The organism is Acinetobacter sp. UBA2581 (assembly GCF_002339435.1).
GTDB lineage: Bacteria > Pseudomonadota > Gammaproteobacteria > Pseudomonadales > Moraxellaceae > Acinetobacter > Acinetobacter variabilis.
The window spans coordinates 17919-35931 of the sequence record NZ_DDLD01000103.1; the positions used below are offsets into that span (position 1 = coordinate 17919).

Below are 18013 nucleotides of genomic sequence, written 5' to 3' on the forward strand. Positions count from 1 at the left end.
AAAACCACCCGTTCTACAAGATTTCTTAAAATTTTCTGCTAAGATGGACTGAACCTCAACGATAACATTAGATTGGACAAATACATGAGTAAGGCCTTACCGATTGCCGTCGCTGTTCTTTTAGGCGGTGCCGCGCTAGTACCTGTTTACTATGCAACTCAAAACCCTGCTACTCAAACTACAAAAGCATCTAAAGATGCCTCTGCTGTGTCTAAAATCAGCTATGCACTCGGTTATGAAGTGGCGCATCAGACTCCTCCTGAGCTGGACATTAACAGTTTTGTGACCGGTGTACGTGAAGGACATGCGCGTTCTGCACCTGCCTATACGGAAGAAGAATTACAGGCAGCTTATGAGCAATTCCAGAAAGAAATGCAACAAAAGCAGCTTGATAGCGCAAAACAGGCTCAAGCTTCAAGTGATACTTTCCTAACTGAAAATGCGAAAAAAGCAGGTATTAAAACAACTGCTTCCGGCTTACAGTACCAAGTCACTAAAGAAGGTACAGGTAAACAGCCAAAAGCCTCTTCAATTGTGAAAGTGCATTACACTGGTAAACTGGTAGATGGCACCGTATTTGACAGTTCGGTTGAACGTGGCGAGCCGATTGAGTTTCCACTCAATCAGGTCATTCCAGGCTGGACTGAAGGTCTGCAACTGATGAAAGAAGGCGGTAAAGCGACCCTGTATATCCCATCTAAACTCGGTTATGGTGAACAGGGCGTGCCAGGTACGATTCCTCCACACAGTACTTTGATTTTTGATGTGGAACTCATCGAAGTAAAATAATCCACGAAAAGGAGAGCAACGCGCTCTCCTTTATTTTGAGAATGAATCATGAAAATACAAATAAGTTTGATGGTTTTACTGCTGAGTTCTGGCAGTTTGTTTGCTAAAGAAGTCACCAATAAAAGCCCTGAGGCTGAACAGGTCGGCTACAGCTTTGGTTATCTGATGGGAAAAAGTAATGCAGATTCCTTACAAGGCATTGATCTGGATGCCTTCAGCGCCGGTTTAAAAGCTGCAGCCGCGGGGAAACAGGCGACTTTAAGTGAAGAAGACATGGCGCGGGTCTTGACCCAGTTTAAGCGTCAGGCTGAAGCCAAAGAGCTGATTACCCTGAAAAAACAGGCGGATGAAAATGCCAAAATTGGTCAGGCTTTTCTGGCTGAAAATGCAAAAAAACCGGGGATAAAAACCACAAAATCAGGTTTACAATATCAGATTCTTCAAGAAGGAAAAGGGAAATCGCCGAGCGCAAATAGTAATGTCCGCGTACATTATGAAGGCCGTTTGATCGATGGTACCGTTTTTGACAGTTCGATTGCCCGCCAGCAGCCAGTCGATTTCCGCACCACCCAAGTGATTACTGGCTGGACAGAAGGCTTACAATTGATGAAAGTCGGTGCTAAATACCGCTTCTTTATCCCTGCTGATCTGGCCTATGGACAGATTGGTTCGGGAGATATCATTGAACCAAATAGTACTCTGATCTTTGATATCGAATTACTGGAAATTATTAAATAAAAATTCCTTTAATTGTAAAAATTAAAAAGAGAGACAAATTATTTGCCTCTCTTTTTTTGTACTGATGAGAAACGAATTAGTTGGAGCTTTTCATGCATATTCATAGCAGTTTTGCTATTTTATAGTTTAATCAAAATATTCAACAACAATAGAGGACTTCAGCATGGCAGCAATCAAGACCCGCGAAATTCAATATACGGCTCAGGATGGCAGCACTTTGATTGGTTATTTTGCCGCACCGGAAACTGATGTACCTGTAGCAGGTGTTATCGTGGCACCCGAATGGTGGGGCCGCAATGACTATACTGAACAGCGTGCCCGTGAACTAGCGGAACATGGTTATGCCGCGCTGGCAATTGATATGTATGGTGACAAGAAAGTAACCACTAGCTCTGATCAGGCCTATCAATGGATGATGCAGACTTTCGAAGATCCGGACACTATCGTGAACCGTGCGAAAGCTGCTTTAGATACTTTGGCGGCACAGGATGAAGTCAATCCGGAAAAACTGGCTGCGATTGGTTTCTGCTACGGTGGTAAAGTTGCTCTGGATCTGGCTCGCTCAAATGCACCGTTAAAAGCTGTAGCTACTTTCCATGCCAACCTATCTCCTAAAGCACCTGCACAGGAAGGCCAGGTACAGGCAGAAATTCTGGTCCTACATGGTGAAAAGGACAGTATGGTGAGCCTGGATGATGTTGCCAGCTTTAAAGAAGAGATGCAGGCGGCTAAGGTCGAGCATAATGTGATTGTATTTGAAAATGCCAAGCATGGATTTAGTAACCCGCTTGCAGATGAGCGCGCCAAGGCCAATGGTGTAGATCTAGGCTACAATGCTGAAGCAGAAAAACAAAGCTTGGCTGCCATGTATGAATTACTGGCACGACAACTCGCTTGATAACAGATAAATTGATCTGGCTCATAATCGGGCCAGGTCATACCTGAAAAAAATAAATTCAATGAAAGGAGCCAATATCATGACTGAAAATAACTGCCCGTACTGTAATTTTGACGAATACGATATTCTGGCTAAAAATGATTTTGCTGTCGTGTTACCTGAACCGAACTCGCTGTCCAAAGGACATTATGTAGTTACTCCATTACGTCATGTGGCTTCATTTTTTGAAATCACAGATAAAGAACGTAAAAGCATGATGTCCTTACTTGAACAAGCACGTAATGAACTGCAACTACGCTATCAACCTTCCGGTTTCCATATTGGGTTTAATGATGGCGAAGTATTTCAGGAAAAATCAGAGCATTTGCACATTCATATTATCCCGCGTTATGAAGGCAAGGTATTAAAGCTGGATGCACGCTGGGGCATTGAAGAATAAGAATTTAATTTTTTTACTGAGTGAATGCTTTTCGAAGTGTTCACTTGTCCCTTCCATTTATTCATTTTTACTCTTGCAGTCTCGCTGTTTTAGCAGACTTTTCATCTTTTAGCTGAGTCTCTTCAGTTATACTAAGCCTCGTTTTCCAGTTTGTTCTATTTTCATGTTTGTGTTTTCAGATGCCCTTTTAGAATGGTTTGATGTGCATGGCCGCCATGATTTGCCGTGGCAAGTGGCCGATGATCCCTATAAGGTCTGGGTCTCTGAAATTATGCTACAGCAGACTCAGGTCAAAACCGTGCTGCAATATTTTGAGCGGTTTATTCAGCGTTTTCCGACGGTACAGGATCTCGGTACAGCTTCCTGGGATGAGGTTGCGCCCTATTGGGCGGGGCTGGGCTATTATGCGCGTGCCCGTAATTTACATAAGGCAGCCGGTATTGTGGCAAGTCAGGGCCATTTCCCGAGGAGCCTGGAAGAATGGATCGCCCTGCCCGGCATTGGCCGCTCAACCGCGGGAGCCTTAATGTCTTTGGGTTTACGTCAGTACGGCGTAATCATGGATGGCAACGTCAAACGGGTGCTGGCACGGTTTTTTGGGATCGAAGATGATCTGTCTAAACCAGTACATGAACGTGCCTTGTGGGAGCTTGCTGAACAACTCTGCCCGGTTGATCGGAATCATGATTATACCCAGGCGATTATGGATCTCGGTGCGACTGTCTGTACTCCAAAAAAGCCTTTATGCCTGTATTGCCCAATGCAGCAACATTGCAAGGCACATCAGCAGGGTCTGGAAAATGAATTGCCCTTTAAAAAAGCCAAAAAGCCGGTACCGGTCAAAGCAGCTCAAGTGCTGTTGATCCAATCAGGTGATGAATGGCTATGGCAGCAACGTCCTAATAGTGGTCTTTGGGGTGGGCTTTGGTGTCTGCCAATTATTGAAGACACTCATGCATTTGAACAACTGTGCCAGCAACTGGGTCTGAAGAATCTCGTACAAAAGACCCAGATCAGCCACAGTTTTACCCATTTTACCTGGCAGCTTGAAGCCATGGTTTTTGCAGTCGATGAAGATCAGCAGGAACATCTGGCGATTGAGTTACAGGGCTTCTGGATGAACCCGGAAACTGCAGTCAATGCAGGTATTCCAACCGCCATGAAAAAATTGATTTCTACCGTAAATTTATGACATAGTCTGGAACAAGAAGAATCAACTGGCCTCATTTAAGGATAAATATTTTGCGCCATTCTCTTGCGTTTGTCGGGCTTTCTTTGGTGATGTTATTTCTGGTGGCGTGTAGTAGCGCACCGAAACATCCTTCTGCGGTTCAGCTTAATCCGGCATTGGTCAAAAAACTGAATCATATGCGTATGCCCTCTTCTCTGCCGATTCCGGTAGATCGGGTCCAGGCTCGTGAATTGAAAGATACTTGGGGAGCTTCGCGTAGTAGCGGCCGTTTGCATGAGGGCATTGATATTCTGGCTCCACGTGGAACCAAGGTTCGTAGTGCGACGCCTGGTCTGATCGCAGATTTACGGAATAACAATTTGGGTGGTAAAGTAGTCTGGATTCTGGGTCCAGGCGGCACTTGGCATTATTATGCACATCTGGATGGTCATAAGCGTGGCCTGAAAGTCGGTAACTATGTCAAAAAGGGCGATGTCATTGGTTATGTCGGTAATACTGGCAATGCCCGCCATACCGCGCCACATCTGCATTATGGTCTCTATTTAAATGGTAAGGGCCGTGGTGTCGTTAACCCTTATCCATATTTACGTTAATTTTAGGAAGTTTACATGTCAGAAGCGTTGATCAACCGTCTGGTCGAATTTGCAGAATCAGGCAATCAACAGAAAATCGTGCTCAATGGCCAGACCTATCAGGGCTGGATCATGGAAATTACTGAAGAGGCGCTTCTGATCAGTACCGGTTATGCCGACAAAAGTGGTAAGGATATGTGGATCCAGTTCAGTGATCTGCAGCAGGCAGAACTGTCCTACTGGGATAATCAGCAAGATCAGTGGACGACATTTAAATTATAAGATAATCAAAAGGAGCATCCCTTGACGATCCAACGCTGTGGCTGGTGCTCTGATGATCCCCTCTATACTGCCTACCATGATCAGGAATGGGGACAGGCGCTGCATGATGAAAAACGCCTGTTTGAAATGCTGTGTCTGGAAGGTCAGCAGGCCGGTTTAGCCTGGATTACCGTACTCAGAAAACGTGAATCTTATCGGAAACATTTCTTTCAATATTCTATTGAAACGATTGCTTCTTTTACAGATGAGCAACTCACCGCAAAACTGCAAGATGCTAGTCTAATCCGGCATATTGGTAAACTGACTGCAATTCGCGATAATGCCCGGGCCTGGCAACAGCTTAAATCTCAAGAGATTGATGTGGTCACATGGTTATGGTCCTTTGCCCAGCAGCCCCGATTGAATAATGATGTGGCAGATTATCACCAGGCTCCGGCACAAACCATTGAAAGCCAGAACATGTCCAAAGCCTTAAAAAAAGCAGGCTTTAAGTTTGTCGGTCCTACGATCTGTTATGCCTTTATGCAGGCAGTCGGCATGGTCGATGACCATGAAAATCACTGTCACTTTAAAACAATATCCTCCCATTCAAATAAGAGCTGAACCTATGTCCAATAATACTATTCACGCTTACGCCGCAATGTCTGCGGGTGCCGCCCTGGAACCTTATCAATTTGATGCGGGTGAACTTCAGCCGCATCAGGTCGAAGTGAAAGTTGAATACTGCGGCCTATGTCATTCTGATATTTCAGTACTCAATAATGACTGGAGATCTTCAGTATATCCTGTGGTGGCCGGACATGAAGTGATTGGTACCATTACGCAACTGGGTTCTGAAGCTAAAGGTCTAAAAGTAGGTCAACGTGTCGGTATTGGCTGGACTGCGGAAAGCTGCCAACATTGTGATTCCTGTATTTCAGGTCAGCAAGTGCTGTGTACCGGTGGTCAGGTTGCAACCATCGTCGGTCATGCAGGCGGTTTTGCGGATAAAGTCCGTGCTGGCTGGCAATGGGCAATTCCCTTACCTGAAGATCTGGATCCGGAAAGTGCCGGTCCCCTGCTCTGTGGCGGGATTACCGTATTTGATCCGATTCTGAAACATCAGATTCAGGCTATTCACCACGTTGGTGTCATTGGTATTGGCGGTTTGGGACATATGGCGATCAAGCTGCTGAAAGCTTGGGGTTGTGAAATTACTGCCTTTACTTCAAATCTGGATAAAACTGATGAACTAAAAGCCATGGGTGCAGACCATGTAGTAAATAGTCGTGACCCAGCAGCGCTTAAACTGCTTCGTGGTAAATTTGATCTATTAATGAGTACTGTGAATGTCACATTGGACTGGCAGGCTTATTTATCAACACTGGCACCAAATGGCACGGTACATATGCTGGGCTTACCACTGGAACCCATGCAAATTTCTGCAGGTTCACTGATTGGTGGTGCTAAATCAGTGACTGGCTCGCCAACAGGTTCACCAGCAGCTTTACGTCAGTTATTGAAATTTGCAGCACGTAAAAATATTGCGCCACAAATTGAGTTATTCCCAATGTCGGAAATTAATACTGCGATTGAACGTCTGCACTCAGGCAAAGCCCGTTACCGGATCGTACTGAAAGCCGATTTCTAATTTGTCCTAATCATTAGTAAATCTAGATCTGCCCCTAGCCTCATGTTAGGGCAGATTTTTTTTATGGCTGTATTTGCAAATAATTGGTTTATAAATATTTAGCCAGCTTCTGAGCCAGAAATTCAATAAATAGATGTACCCGTTTAGGCAAATGCTCCTGACGGTAATAGACCGCATGAATTTTTTGATAATGCAGCTCAATCTGCTCTTCAAATAGCGCCTCTAAACGACCCGCCTGTAAGTCGTCCTCGACCAGAAAGCGTGACAGACAAGTAATACCAACCCCATATAAAGCCAATTGACGAACCGTTTCCCCATTGGGTGCTCTAATCTTTGGCTTTACAGTGATAGGTTCGCCATTTAGCCGTACCGGCCAGGTGTTCAAATGCGTAGGCTGACTAAATCCCAGTAAAGTATGCTCCGATAAATCTGCCACTGATTGCGGTCTGCCCTTTTGCTGTAAATATTCAGGGCTAGCCACAATATACAAACGGCTGCGGCATAATAATTTGGCATGCAGGCTGGAATCATGCAGTTCTCCAAAACGGATCGCGATATCGGTTTTATGTTCCAGCAGATCAATCACTTGATCATGATTATTCAGTTCAATTTCAATCTGGGGATAGCGCTGCATAAATTCCTGAATTAGCGGCACGATTACATGCAGCACAAAAGGTGTCGCTGAATCAACCCGAATCAATCCTGACGTATCAGTATCTGATTTCAGCAAAGCATCTTCAGCTTCTGCCAAATCATTGAGAATTTTGCGCGCCTTTTCTAGAAATAGCTGGCCCTCTTGAGTCAGTTTCAGCTTACGTGTTGTTCTTTCTAAAAGAGTGACATTTAATTTATTTTCCAGACGTTGCAGCGCCCGACTGACACCCGAAGTGGTTTGCCCCAAACGTTCTGCCGCCATGACGATAGAACCACTATCCACAATAGTGACAAAAGCCTGTAATTCTTCAATCGTCGATTTCATTTGTCACTCTTTTATTGATTTTCGGTCAATAATATTTTGCAAATTCAGCTATTTTTTCGCAACAATAAAAAGTACAAAATATTCAACATCGAAAATACTTAAAGATTAAAGCTATGAATATTGTTCCTCAATTTGGTATCGGTACCTTTCGCCTGTCTGGACAGACCGTCATTGATTCAGTCAAAACAGCATTGGAAGTCGGTTATCGCGCCGTAGATACGGCACAGATTTATGCCAATGAAGCGGAAGTGGGTCAGGCTATTGCAGAAAGCCAAGTTAATCGTAACGAGCTGTTTATTACTACCAAAATCTGGACAGATCATTACGCACCAGACAAATTAATTCCAAGCCTCAAAGAGAGTCTGCATAAATTGCGTACCGATGCAGTCAATCTGACGCTCATTCACTGGCCTGCACCTCGCTTAGGCGTTCAAGTTCCTGAGCTGATGCAGACTTTATTAGAAGCCAAACAGCAAGGTCTGACCGAGCATATCGGTGTGTCTAATTTCAATATTGAGCTAACCCAACAAGCCATTGATAGTATTGGTCTGGAGCATATCGCCACCAACCAGATTGAACTCAGTCCTTATTTACAAAATCAGCGTCTGGTCAATTTCCTACAAGCAAAGAATATTGATGTCACCTCTTATATGACACTGGCTTATGGCAAAGTACTGAATGATCCTGTCCTGCAAGGGATTGCTGCCCAGCATCAGGCTTCGACAGCACAAATTGCATTGGCCTGGGCCTTACAAAAAGGCTTTGCGGTGATTCCATCTTCAACCAAACGTGAACATCTGCTTGCCAATCTGGCAGCGCAGGAGATACAGCTGACCCAGGAAGAAATGGCCTTGATCAGTACCCTGGAGCGTAATGGTCGCGAAGTCGATCCGGACCAGCTTGCACCTATCTGGGACTAAGCAGAAACCATGAAAATTAATTTTCCTTTGCTTGCACTGGCGGTTGGCGCTTTTGCAATTGGTACCACTGAATTTTCTCCAATGGGTTTTCTGCCAGAAATCGCCCGTGATCTGGAGATTTCGATTCCTCGTGCCGGGATGCTGATCAGTGCCTATGCCTTAGGGGTGATGTTGGGTGCACCGCTAATGACCCTCTGGTTAAGCCGTTATTCCAAACGCAAGTCACTCATTTTACTGATGGCGATTTTTACGATTGGTAATATTCTGGCGACATTAGCGCCTAATTATCTGGGGCTGATGGGGGCGCGCATCATCACCAGCCTGAATCATGGTGCTTTCTTCGGAATTGGTTCGGTTGTCGCAGCCAGTGTTGTTGCGAAAGATAAACAGGCCAGCGCCGTAGCCATGATGTTTATGGGCCTGACCATTGCCAATATTGGCGGGGTGCCACTGGCAACATGGATAGGACAACACATCGGTTGGCGTATGGCTTTTCTGGGTATTTCCCTGCTTGGTTTGTTGACCATGTTCTCCCTATGGAAAGCCTTGCCTGAAGGCCAAAGCAGCCAGAAACCGGATGTAAGGCAGGAGCTGCAAGTCCTGACCCGCCTGCCTGTTGTTTTAGCTTTATTGACCACCGTAATGAGTGCGGGGGCCATGTTTGCTCTTTATACTTATATTGCGCCAAGTCTGCAAAGCTTTACTAAAGCCTCACCGGCATTGATTACTTTAATGCTGGTGTTGATCGGGGTAGGTTTCTCGATTGGTAATCATTTGGGTGGCAAGTTTGCAGATCTATCCTTAGATAAAACCTTGATTGGCTTTTTAATCTTGCTCATGCTGATGATGCTGCTCTTCCCGATTCTGGCAAGCACAGCTCTTGGCGCAGGTCTGGCATTAATCATCTGGGGTGCTGCTGCCTTTGCCGTAGTTCCACCTTTACAGATGCGAGTCATGTCCGTGGCTTATGATGCGCCTGGACTGGCTTCTTCGGTAAATATTGGTGCCTTTAACCTCGGGAATGCTTTGGGTGCGATTGCGGGAGCCAGTGTGCTAAATCTGGGACTTAGCTATAGTACGGTTTCATTTGCTGGTGCTGGGCTCAGTGCTGTTGCATTGCTTCTGGTTTTAATTCAAATGAAACTGGTTCCACAGCAAGATATGACTACGCAGCAATGCCCTTAAAACTTCTTTCATAAAAAAGTCCACCTGATGCGGACTTTTTTTATTGGTTATTTAACGTAAAGCTTCGGGTAACACAGGCGTTATCACAGGTTTAGCCAGTTCGGTTTTCATCTTTTGCAGCATCTGATAAGGCTGCTGCTGCACAAACATATTCACAAAGCTTAAAGGAATCGAACCTTCAGGATTGGCATAGCCATAAGTCGATACCTTGACCTTGTTATTGGCCAGTTTCTGGAAAGTCCAGTCTCCCTGATAATCAGTCAAACGTACATAATTCGGATTTAGGGCATACCCAGTCTGAATCGCTTTATTCTTAATGGTGATCTGACCATTTGCATCCTTGATCATTTTACCCTGCACAATCAGATCACGATCTTTTAAAGGGAATGGAAAATCCAGCACCATATACAGGGTAAAATCACCTTTTTTATCATCACGCGACAGCACTTTGATACTGCCCATATAAGGCACCCATTTCACTGCATGATCAACATCCAGAATCAGAGAAACGGCATTCTCAATCGGAACATTGTAGGTGGTTTCGGCTTTATAGAGAAAAACGGGATTCCGCTCATCCTGATAGGTCCAGACTTTAATATTATTTTTATTAATGCTGAGCTTGGCATTCTGCACAGAGGTTGACTGTGCTGTAGCGGCAAAGGCTACAGCACACGCCATTAATATTAATTTCTTCATTCCATTGTCATCTTATTTTAGTTTTAAGTTATTTTTATATAGGATTTTGACGAAAATTTATACTTGAATATCGTTAAAACCAAGTACGTCCTTCATGTCATATTTACGTGCATCACGACCAACGACCCAAGCTGCTGCACGTACGGCACCGGCTGCAAAGTTCATACGGTTGGTAGCTTTATGTGTAATTTCAACGCGTTCGCCTTCCCCAATAAACATCGCAGTATGTTCACCGACGATATCACCGCCACGAATGGTCTGAAAACCAATGCTTTTACGTTCACGTGGACCCGTATGTCCTTCACGGTGATATACCGCATCTTTTTTCAGATCACGACCCAGTGCTCCAGCAATCGCTTCACCCATCATGAGAGCTGTACCTGATGGCGCATCCACTTTATGGCGGTGATGTGCTTCGATCACTTCAATATCGACCGTATCACCAAAGACTTTAGAGGCAAGTTCTAGCAGTTTGATCGAAACGTTCACACCAACCGAATAGTTCGCTGCATAGACCACTGGAGTTTCTTTTGCAGATTCATCCAGATAAGCTTTTTGTTCGTCATTCATACCAGTAGTACCAATCACGATCGCAACGCCATTTTTACGGCAGATTTTAAGATGATTCACCGTCGCAGCAGGCGCAGTAAAGTCGATCACCACGTCACAGTCTTTGACTACTTCTTCAAGATGGCCGACAACCTTTACACCTAGGCTCCCTACACCAGCCAGTTCACCGGCATCTGCGCCAATCAATGAGCTTTCAGGGCGCTCAACAGCTGCTGCCAATTGGTAACCGGCTTCTTTCACCGCCTGAATAAGGATGCGTCCCATACGGCCGCCTGCACCTAAAATCCCAATGCGTGGTGTCGCTGACATAATATAGTCCTGATGTTGATTCGAAATTGCTCTTACTATAGCAAAACTCGCTCATAACACTAAGATTGATCGCATAAAAATCAATGAAAAGAATTAAAGAAGGTCATGAGGGATTTTGATATGCAGTCCATATAAACAATAGTTTATGGACGAGTAAAAAAAAAAAATAATTCCATTAGAGGAATAATGATTAAATGGTTAGTCAGAGATAAACTTATTTAAAGAAGAATTCTAGTTAATAAGAATTAAATTTTAATTTTAAATAATTGAATTTAATAAAATAAAAAATATTTTCCCATACTACGTATTATCTTGATTTTTCATATTCAGATCATTTGTATTTAAGGGAAATATATTGAAACTCCAACTTGACCGCCTCAGCAATATAAGTATTACTGATATTATTGAATTAAATATCCATTATCGCGTACTGAAGCATATGCCTTTAGCGCATGGCATTATTTTCGATGAAACGCGATGGATTGCTTGGGTAAATGAAAGTATAAATCCATACTTTTTTAAATTTAGGAATGTTTAAGGATCAAGCATCAAGTAGTTGACCGACTTCCAAGCTGGTATATCCACGTTCTTTAAAGATCAATACAATCGCTTTTTTATAATCTTCACAAATAGATGTTTTATATTTAGTGATGAGTTGAATCTCGGAATTCAGCTCAAGGTCATTTTTTAAGGTCAAAACTTCGGTAGAGATCTTATTAAAAATCTTTAAATTAAACATACAGGCACCTGTTATCAGTTGTAGCGGCCCGACTACAACAAATACCTGCCTTAGCTCAGCTAGACACCCTTGGTCGCAAGGATTACAAATTAGAAAAAGTTCTGCAAGTTTTGAGGAATCGACAGATTAAATAACCTTCTAAATCCTTCCTATTTAGTAAGATTGTCAGCCTAAAAATTAATTTTATATATCAAATTCTTAATAATCTCATGATTGCTAAAAATTTAATAGAAATCAGTTTTTGTAACAATTCTTTTAATATTCCCGATTATTCACAATATTTTATTAGTTAAATGAATGGAAAGATCATTAATTCAGAATTTTCATATCCTGATGATGAGGTCTTAAAAGACAAAGTATTTTTTCTATTTGGCAAAGGTAAAACCAGACTCTTTGTACGCTTTGGCTCACATTAATCTCGGCCTTTTGCAGCTATCCAGAATACTGGAAGTTTCCTATGATGAACTCATCAGGAACAGGAAGTTCCAAACAAGAATAACAATAGATCAGCACAAGGACAGTAAGGTACGACAGGAGTTATACCGAGCGAACGCATACGAAAAACCCCGGCAGGATGCTGGGGTTTTTCTTTTAGTATTTAAACTAAATTTCATCCTTTAAATGTGCAAATATGTGATATACATCACATTAAAAAATCCATTTTCTTATATTTTTTGCCACTAGCTCAATTTTATGAGATTAATGATTAATCTTATATTTCAATTATTTAAATAACATAAAATTACATTAGTAAACATAAGTACACACAAAAAAACATCAATATCTACATTTTATGTCAACATTTTTGCCAAGTGTACTGAGTAGTACACTATTTTTAATACAAGGAAATTTATATGAAATTAGTTCAATTAACTTTTGCCGGGGTAGCGTTAATTGCTGCATCACAAACTTTTGCTGCTGAAGAAGTAGCACAAACAGCTCCTGCTGCAACTGAAACAGCTGCATCTGAAGTTCAAGCTGCTGAAGCACCTGCAAGTGAAGCTCCAGCATCAGAAGCTCAAGCCACTGAAGCGCAATAATATGACAGGATTTATATTTCTCTGCATGAGGGATATAAATCCTTCTTAAAAAGCTAATACTATTAAAAGAATAATTTTCTTATCATTTCTATCTAATAATTAACTCATACACCTTTCCCGAATTTAAGCCATAAAAAAAGACGCCTGAGCGTCCTTTTTTATCTATCCAGATCAGTCAAACAACCGATCAAAGAAAGATTTTTTCTTTGGAGAAGACTGGCTGCCCTCATCTTCCATGGTCGCTTGCAATTCTTTCAACAGTTCACGTTGACGCGCAGTCAGGTTCACCGGTGTTTCTACAACAACACGACAAAGCAGATCACCTTGCATGGTTGAACGTACTGGTTTCACGCCCTTACCACGTAGGCGGAACAGTTTACCAGTTTGCGTACCTTCAGGAATTTTCAGGCTGACACGACCATCTAGTGTCGGAATCTGAACTTCTTTACCCAAAGCCGCATCCGCAATTGAAATCGGCACATCCATATACAGATCTGCGCCATCACGCTGGAAGATTTCGTGTTCACGTACCACGACTTCAACGTATAGATCACCTGATTGGCCATCACGGATCGCTTCACCTTTACCAGTCAAACGTACGCGGTCGCCATTGTCCACACCGGCTGGAATAGTAACTTCCAAAGTTTGCTGACGGTCAGATACACCTGAACCATGACATTTATTACATGGATTCTTAATGATCTTGCCCTGGCCACGACAGGTACTACAGGTTTGCTGTACCGAGAAGAAACCTTGCTGCATACGTACCTGGCCGGCACCATGACAGGTTGGACAGGTTTCAACATCGTTCAGATTTTTAGAACCTTTACCATCACAGGCGTCACATGGTGCTGGTGCAGTAAAAGTAATGGTTTTCTTAACGCCTTTGACTGCTTCTTCAAGCGTCAATTCCATCACATAGCGTAAGTCTGAACCACGGCGTTGACGTTGCTGGCCACGGCCTCCCCCACCAAAGGCTCCACCGAAAATATCCCCAAACTGGCTGAAAATATCTTCCGCACTGAAACCACCAAAGCCGCCAGCACCACCGCCCATACCACCTTCAAAGGCTTGATGGCCCATACGGTCGTACATGCTGCGTTTTTCGCTGTCTGACAGAACTTCATACGCTTCTGAAGCTTCTTTAAACTTCTCTTCAGCTTCAGAATTGTCCGGGTTACGGTCTGGATGATATTTCATCGCCAACTTACGGTAGGCTTTTTTAATTTCATCATCACTAGCGGTTTTAGAGACGCCCAAAACCTCATAATAATCACGTTTAGCCATATCTGGCGATGCTCCTCACGGAATTCTATTTAATATTGACTGTGGTCTAAAATTGGGGTTAAACCCAGCTTTACAAGGGGAATTCTGAAAAAAATTGAAAGCTTAGAATACGGCTTTGTTTTGAGAAAATTTGAAGATACCTTTGAACCAGGCATTAATGAGGAAAATAATAGCAATAAAGCTGAATACCACACCTGCGACTGTGCAGGCTTTCACCCAAAGCTGGCTATCCCAGGCAAAGAAAAATAATGGAATGAACCAAAGCGCTGCAAAAATGGCGAGTACCGAATAAATTACAATATTGCGCATGATCCAGAGTGCCTGTGCCTGCAGCCAGACTTCAGCATAATCGATCTGGGTAATTTTACGTGCATACCAATAGGCGAATATGCCGCTCACCACTGTAAATAAGGCAAAAAACATGAAGACATAAGCCATCGCCACGGAACGTCGCATCTTGATGAGTGTGTCTTGAGTCATGTTTAATCAACCTTAGTGTACGGCCCAGCACAAGCGAGTTCCGCAGCAGTATGTCTTTTTTGAATTATTAAAAAATCAGGTACTACTATATTGAAATTTTCAATATTTCGCACCTGAAATTATGACAAATTTAAACAGAATTTAAACTTTTTTCACTTTAAACCATTGTGCATATAAGGCTGGCAGGAAAAACAGTGTTAATAGCGTTGCAACGATTAATCCTCCCATAATGGCAACCGCCATTGGTCCGAAGAAAATGCTTCTGGATAAAGGAATCATGGCCAGAACGGCAGCCAGTGCAGTCAGGACAATCGGACGGCAACGGCGCACTGTGGCATTGATAATGGCATTCCATTGCGATTCACCTGCCTGAATATCCTGTTCAATCTGGTCAATGAGAATCAATGAGTTACGCATGATCATGCCTGACAAAGCAATTGTGCCCAGCATGGCCACAAAACCAAAAGGTTTATTGAAAATTAACAGGAATAAGACCACGCCAATAATGCCCAATGGCGCCGTCAGGAAGACAATAAAGGCACGTGAAATACTTCTAAGCTGAATCATCAGCAAAGTCATCACCACTGCCAGGAACAATGGCATACCCGCATTCACTGAATTCTGCCCTCGCGCAGATTCTTCGACTGTTCCACCTACTTCAATCAGATAGCCACTTGGCATTTCTGCTCTGAGCTGCTCAAGTTGATCTTTCAACTTATTCACCACGGTTGCCGGTTGCAGTTGCGTCCGGATATCGGCCCGTACGGTAATGGTCGGTAAGCGATTCCGATGCCAGATCAGGCCTTCTTCAAAGCTATATTCGATCTTGGCAATCTGGGCCAAAGGAACTGAACTCCTATTTGTAGTTGGTACGGCCAGACTATTCAGTGAACCAACATCGACACGTTCAGCTTGATCACCCCGTAAACGGATTTCAATCAGTTCACGTTTTTCACGGTATTGATCAATCGCAGTTCCAGAAATTGAACTATTTAGAAAACTGGCCAAATCGCTACTGCTCACGCCAAGCTGACGGGCACGGTCCTGATCGATATCCAGTTTAATCACTTTACTTGGCTCGCCCCAGTCCAGATGCACATTAGTAGTATTCGGATTATCTCCGACCGTTGCTGCAACTTTCTGTGCCCATTGACGGACTAATCCCAGGTCTTCACCCGATACTCGGAACTGTAATGGATAGCCGACGGGTGGGCCATTTTCCAGCAGAGATACGCGGGTACGGGCTTCTGGTAACAGCACCCGAATCTGGTCGCTTAAGGATTTACGGATTTCATTGCGGTCTTCAAGTGATGAAGCCAATACCACAAACTGGGCAAAGCTGGCTTGCGGCAATTGCTGGTCTAATGGCAAATAGAAACGCGGTGAGCCGGTACCGACATAGACGACATAGTTATCAATCCCCTCCTGTTTAGACAGGAAGTTTTCAACTTTTTTCACCGCAGCCTCAGTCGCTTTTAATGAAGCGCCCTCTTCCAGTTTCAGATCTACCAGAATTTCGGCACGGTTCGATGGCGGGAAGAATTGTTTAGGCACCAGATTAAACATCAAAATGGATAGCACAAAAATCCCGACAGTCGACGCAATGACTGTTTTACGGTAGGTGACACAGATATTCACCCAGCGACGAAAGCTTTGATAGAACTTGGTTTGATAAGGATCATGATGTTCACCGGCATGATGCACCAGCGGCTCCGGTTCAGAGCGTTTGCGTAAACGCGCCCAGAGACGTTGATACCATGGCGCTCTCTGCACCAGATCCTTGTTAAAATCTGGCAGGAGTTTGTCACCCAGATAAGGTACAAACAGGACGGCTGCTATCCAAGATACCAACAGTGCCAGTGTCACCACCTGGAAAATCGAGCGAGTATATTCCCCGGTACTGGATGCTGCTGTCGCGATTGGCAGGAAACCGGCAGCAGTAATCAGGGTTCCGGTCAGCATTGGAAAAGCAGTCGTCCGCCAGGCATGACCGGCTGCCTGTAAGCGGCTAAAACCCTGCTCCATTTTGATTGCCATCATTTCAATAGCAATGATCGCGTCATCTACCAACAGGCCAAGTGCCAGAATCAGGGCACCCAGAGAAATCTTATGCAGACCGACATCAAACAGTTGCATCCCGGCAAAGGTCATCGCCAATACTAACGGAATCGAGAAAGCCACCACCAAACCAGTACGGAACCCGAGTGAGAAAAAACTCACCAAGAGAACAATAATCACGGCCTCGGCCAGAACTTTCATAAATTCATTAATACTGCGTTTCACTGCTACCGGCTGATCTGAAACTTTTTGCAGATCCATTCCTAAAGGCAAAGTTTTCTGCAAACGGGCAAATTCCTGTTCCAGATTTTTACCCAAGGCAATGATGTCACCGCCTTTACGCATCGATACGGCAATACCGATGCCATTTTCGCCCATAAAACGCATACGCGGTTGTGCCGGATCGGTAAAGCCACGATAAACCTCCGCCACATCACCAAGCTGGATAGTCTTGCCATTCACCAGTAAAGGCAGTTGCTGCAGTTCTTCGACATTATTCAGCGCACCACTGACCCGAACCTGAATCCGGTCAGAACCGGTTTCAAAAAAGCCAGCCTGAGTCATGGCATTTTGCTGCTGCAGTGCCTGCTGAATGGCAGTGACCGGAATACCGAGCTGGGTAGCTTTGGTGTTGGAGATTTCGATCCAGATTTTCTGGTCCTGCAGACCAATCAGTTCAACTCTGGCGACATCCTTGACTCGTTGCAACTGTAACTGTAAGCGGTCGGCATATTCTTTAAGCGTCGCATAATCGAAGTCATTGCCCTTGATGACATAGATATTGCCAAAGGTATCGCCAAACTCATCATTAAAGAATGGGCCTTGTACGCCTTGCGGCAATTCATGGCGAATATCATTGATTTTCTTACGAACGTTATACCAGACATCTGCGACATCCTTGGAAGCCAAAGAATCCTTGGCAATAAAAGTCACCATGGATTCCCCCGGACGGGAATAGGCCATGATCCGGTCATACTGTCCGGTAGTCATCAACTCTTTTTCAATCCGGTCGGTGACCTGTAAGGACACCTCCTTGGCACTGGCACCCGGCCAATAGGTCTGGATTACCATCACTTTAAAGGTAAACGGCGGGTCCTCACTTTGTGACAGTTTGGAATAGGATACGATGCCCACCAAACCGAGCAGGATCATAAAATACAGTACCAGACCTTTATTCTTTAAAGCCCATTCAGACAGGTTAAAATTCATA

General features: G+C 43.9%; 19 protein-coding genes. 12 read left to right on the plus strand and 7 right to left on the minus strand.

Annotated elements, in window-relative coordinates; genetic code table 11:
• Window positions 1–84 precede the first annotated feature (84 nt).
• From B3Q46_RS13180 to ahr, 9 genes are all read left to right on the plus strand, one after another.
• Window positions 85–789, plus strand: coding sequence for an FKBP-type peptidyl-prolyl cis-trans isomerase (locus B3Q46_RS13180; RefSeq protein WP_004780450.1), 705 nt, complete (start codon window positions 85–87; stop codon window positions 787–789).
• Between the two features lie 48 nt (window positions 790–837).
• Window positions 838–1527, plus strand: coding sequence for an FKBP-type peptidyl-prolyl cis-trans isomerase (locus tag B3Q46_RS13185; RefSeq protein ID WP_004780449.1), 690 nt, complete (start codon window positions 838–840; stop codon window positions 1525–1527).
• A gap of 163 nt (window positions 1528–1690) precedes the next feature.
• The gene (locus tag B3Q46_RS13190) at window positions 1691–2425 is read left to right on the plus strand and encodes a dienelactone hydrolase family protein (RefSeq protein WP_004780447.1); all 735 of its coding nucleotides are present in this window, start codon (window positions 1691–1693) and stop codon (window positions 2423–2425) included.
• Window positions 2426–2504: 79 nt separating this feature from the next.
• A complete protein-coding gene (locus tag B3Q46_RS13195; protein ID WP_004780445.1) occupies window positions 2505–2864 on the plus strand; it encodes an HIT family protein in 360 nt (119 codons plus the stop codon).
• A 163-nt stretch (window positions 2865–3027) separates the two neighbouring features.
• Entirely contained in the window at window positions 3028–4056 is a 1029-nt protein-coding gene (gene mutY / locus B3Q46_RS13200; protein WP_004780443.1) for an A/G-specific adenine glycosylase, read from the plus strand.
• Window positions 4057–4145: 89 nt separating this feature from the next.
• Window positions 4146–4649, plus strand: a complete 504-nt coding sequence (locus B3Q46_RS13205; RefSeq protein ID WP_171064776.1) for a M23 family metallopeptidase — start codon at window positions 4146–4148, stop codon at window positions 4647–4649.
• A 15-nt stretch (window positions 4650–4664) separates the two neighbouring features.
• Window positions 4665–4910: a hypothetical protein gene (locus B3Q46_RS13210; RefSeq protein ID WP_004780440.1), complete on the plus strand. Its 246-nt coding sequence runs from the start codon at window positions 4665–4667 to the stop codon at window positions 4908–4910.
• A gap of 21 nt (window positions 4911–4931) precedes the next feature.
• Window positions 4932–5513: a DNA-3-methyladenine glycosylase I gene (locus tag B3Q46_RS13215; RefSeq protein ID WP_004780438.1), complete on the plus strand. Its 582-nt coding sequence runs from the start codon at window positions 4932–4934 to the stop codon at window positions 5511–5513.
• A 4-nt stretch (window positions 5514–5517) separates the two neighbouring features.
• Window positions 5518–6540 (plus strand): NADPH-dependent aldehyde reductase Ahr, encoded by a 1023-nt coding sequence (gene ahr / locus B3Q46_RS13220; RefSeq protein ID WP_004780437.1) that lies wholly within the window; start codon window positions 5518–5520, stop codon window positions 6538–6540.
• An 88-nt stretch (window positions 6541–6628) separates the two neighbouring features.
• Here the strand turns inward: ahr and B3Q46_RS13225 are convergent, their stop codons facing one another.
• Window positions 6629–7519, minus strand: a complete 891-nt coding sequence (locus B3Q46_RS13225; protein WP_286716165.1) for a LysR family transcriptional regulator — start codon at window positions 7517–7519, stop codon at window positions 6629–6631.
• A 113-nt stretch (window positions 7520–7632) separates the two neighbouring features.
• On the opposite strand from B3Q46_RS13225, the gene dkgB reads away from it, so the two are divergent.
• Window positions 7633–8439: a 2,5-didehydrogluconate reductase DkgB gene (gene dkgB / locus B3Q46_RS13230; RefSeq protein ID WP_004780434.1), complete on the plus strand. Its 807-nt coding sequence runs from the start codon at window positions 7633–7635 to the stop codon at window positions 8437–8439.
• 9 nt (window positions 8440–8448) lie between these two features.
• A complete protein-coding gene (locus tag B3Q46_RS13235) occupies window positions 8449–9624 on the plus strand; it encodes an MFS transporter (protein WP_004780433.1) in 1176 nt (391 codons plus the stop codon).
• A gap of 51 nt (window positions 9625–9675) precedes the next feature.
• Here the strand turns inward: B3Q46_RS13235 and B3Q46_RS13240 are convergent, their stop codons facing one another.
• The 3 genes from B3Q46_RS13240 to B3Q46_RS13250 all read right to left on the minus strand — a co-directional run bounded on the left by B3Q46_RS13240 (window position 9676) and on the right by B3Q46_RS13250 (window position 11938).
• The gene (locus B3Q46_RS13240; protein WP_004780430.1) at window positions 9676–10320 is read right to left on the minus strand and encodes an START domain-containing protein; all 645 of its coding nucleotides are present in this window, start codon (window positions 10318–10320) and stop codon (window positions 9676–9678) included.
• Window positions 10321–10377: 57 nt separating this feature from the next.
• Complete coding sequence (gene dapB, locus B3Q46_RS13245) at window positions 10378–11199, minus strand: 4-hydroxy-tetrahydrodipicolinate reductase (protein ID WP_004780428.1); 822 nt, start codon at window positions 11197–11199, stop codon at window positions 10378–10380.
• A gap of 541 nt (window positions 11200–11740) precedes the next feature.
• Window positions 11741–11938, minus strand: coding sequence for a hypothetical protein (locus B3Q46_RS13250; protein ID WP_004780426.1), 198 nt, complete (start codon window positions 11936–11938; stop codon window positions 11741–11743).
• 854 nt (window positions 11939–12792) lie between these two features.
• On the opposite strand from B3Q46_RS13250, the gene B3Q46_RS13255 reads away from it, so the two are divergent.
• Complete coding sequence (locus B3Q46_RS13255; RefSeq protein WP_004780424.1) at window positions 12793–12978, plus strand: hypothetical protein; 186 nt, start codon at window positions 12793–12795, stop codon at window positions 12976–12978.
• 171 nt (window positions 12979–13149) lie between these two features.
• Here the strand turns inward: B3Q46_RS13255 and dnaJ are convergent, their stop codons facing one another.
• The 3 genes from dnaJ to B3Q46_RS13270 form a co-directional block, all read right to left on the minus strand.
• Complete coding sequence (gene dnaJ, locus B3Q46_RS13260) at window positions 13150–14265, minus strand: molecular chaperone DnaJ (RefSeq protein WP_004780422.1); 1116 nt, start codon at window positions 14263–14265, stop codon at window positions 13150–13152.
• Between the two features lie 102 nt (window positions 14266–14367).
• Window positions 14368–14745 (minus strand): hypothetical protein, encoded by a 378-nt coding sequence (locus B3Q46_RS13265; RefSeq protein ID WP_004780421.1) that lies wholly within the window; start codon window positions 14743–14745, stop codon window positions 14368–14370.
• A gap of 141 nt (window positions 14746–14886) precedes the next feature.
• Window positions 14887–18012 (minus strand): efflux RND transporter permease subunit, encoded by a 3126-nt coding sequence (locus B3Q46_RS13270; protein WP_004780419.1) that lies wholly within the window; start codon window positions 18010–18012, stop codon window positions 14887–14889.
• Between the last annotated feature and the right edge of the window lies 1 nt (window position 18013).

Coding starts and splice junctions, on each gene's coding strand:
- B3Q46_RS13270 (WP_004780419.1), bottom strand. CDS start 18,012: ATGAATTTTAACCTGTCTGAATGGGCTTTAAAGAATAAAGGTCTGGTA.
- B3Q46_RS13190 (WP_004780447.1), top strand. CDS start 1,691: ATGGCAGCAATCAAGACCCGCGAAATTCAATATACGGCTCAGGATGGC.
- B3Q46_RS13205 (WP_171064776.1), top strand. CDS start 4,146: ATGTTATTTCTGGTGGCGTGTAGTAGCGCACCGAAACATCCTTCTGCG.
- mutY (WP_004780443.1), top strand. CDS start 3,028: ATGTTTGTGTTTTCAGATGCCCTTTTAGAATGGTTTGATGTGCATGGC.
- B3Q46_RS13185 (WP_004780449.1), top strand. CDS start 838: ATGAAAATACAAATAAGTTTGATGGTTTTACTGCTGAGTTCTGGCAGT.
- B3Q46_RS13255 (WP_004780424.1), top strand. CDS start 12,793: ATGAAATTAGTTCAATTAACTTTTGCCGGGGTAGCGTTAATTGCTGCA.
- ahr (WP_004780437.1), top strand. CDS start 5,518: ATGTCCAATAATACTATTCACGCTTACGCCGCAATGTCTGCGGGTGCC.
- B3Q46_RS13225 (WP_286716165.1), bottom strand. CDS start 7,519: ATGAAATCGACGATTGAAGAATTACAGGCTTTTGTCACTATTGTGGAT.
- B3Q46_RS13235 (WP_004780433.1), top strand. CDS start 8,449: ATGAAAATTAATTTTCCTTTGCTTGCACTGGCGGTTGGCGCTTTTGCA.
- B3Q46_RS13240 (WP_004780430.1), bottom strand. CDS start 10,320: ATGAAGAAATTAATATTAATGGCGTGTGCTGTAGCCTTTGCCGCTACA.
- dnaJ (WP_004780422.1), bottom strand. CDS start 14,265: ATGGCTAAACGTGATTATTATGAGGTTTTGGGCGTCTCTAAAACCGCT.
- B3Q46_RS13265 (WP_004780421.1), bottom strand. CDS start 14,745: ATGACTCAAGACACACTCATCAAGATGCGACGTTCCGTGGCGATGGCT.
- B3Q46_RS13210 (WP_004780440.1), top strand. CDS start 4,665: ATGTCAGAAGCGTTGATCAACCGTCTGGTCGAATTTGCAGAATCAGGC.
- B3Q46_RS13250 (WP_004780426.1), bottom strand. CDS start 11,938: ATGTTTAATTTAAAGATTTTTAATAAGATCTCTACCGAAGTTTTGACC.
- dapB (WP_004780428.1), bottom strand. CDS start 11,199: ATGTCAGCGACACCACGCATTGGGATTTTAGGTGCAGGCGGCCGTATG.
- B3Q46_RS13195 (WP_004780445.1), top strand. CDS start 2,505: ATGACTGAAAATAACTGCCCGTACTGTAATTTTGACGAATACGATATT.
- B3Q46_RS13180 (WP_004780450.1), top strand. CDS start 85: ATGAGTAAGGCCTTACCGATTGCCGTCGCTGTTCTTTTAGGCGGTGCC.
- dkgB (WP_004780434.1), top strand. CDS start 7,633: ATGAATATTGTTCCTCAATTTGGTATCGGTACCTTTCGCCTGTCTGGA.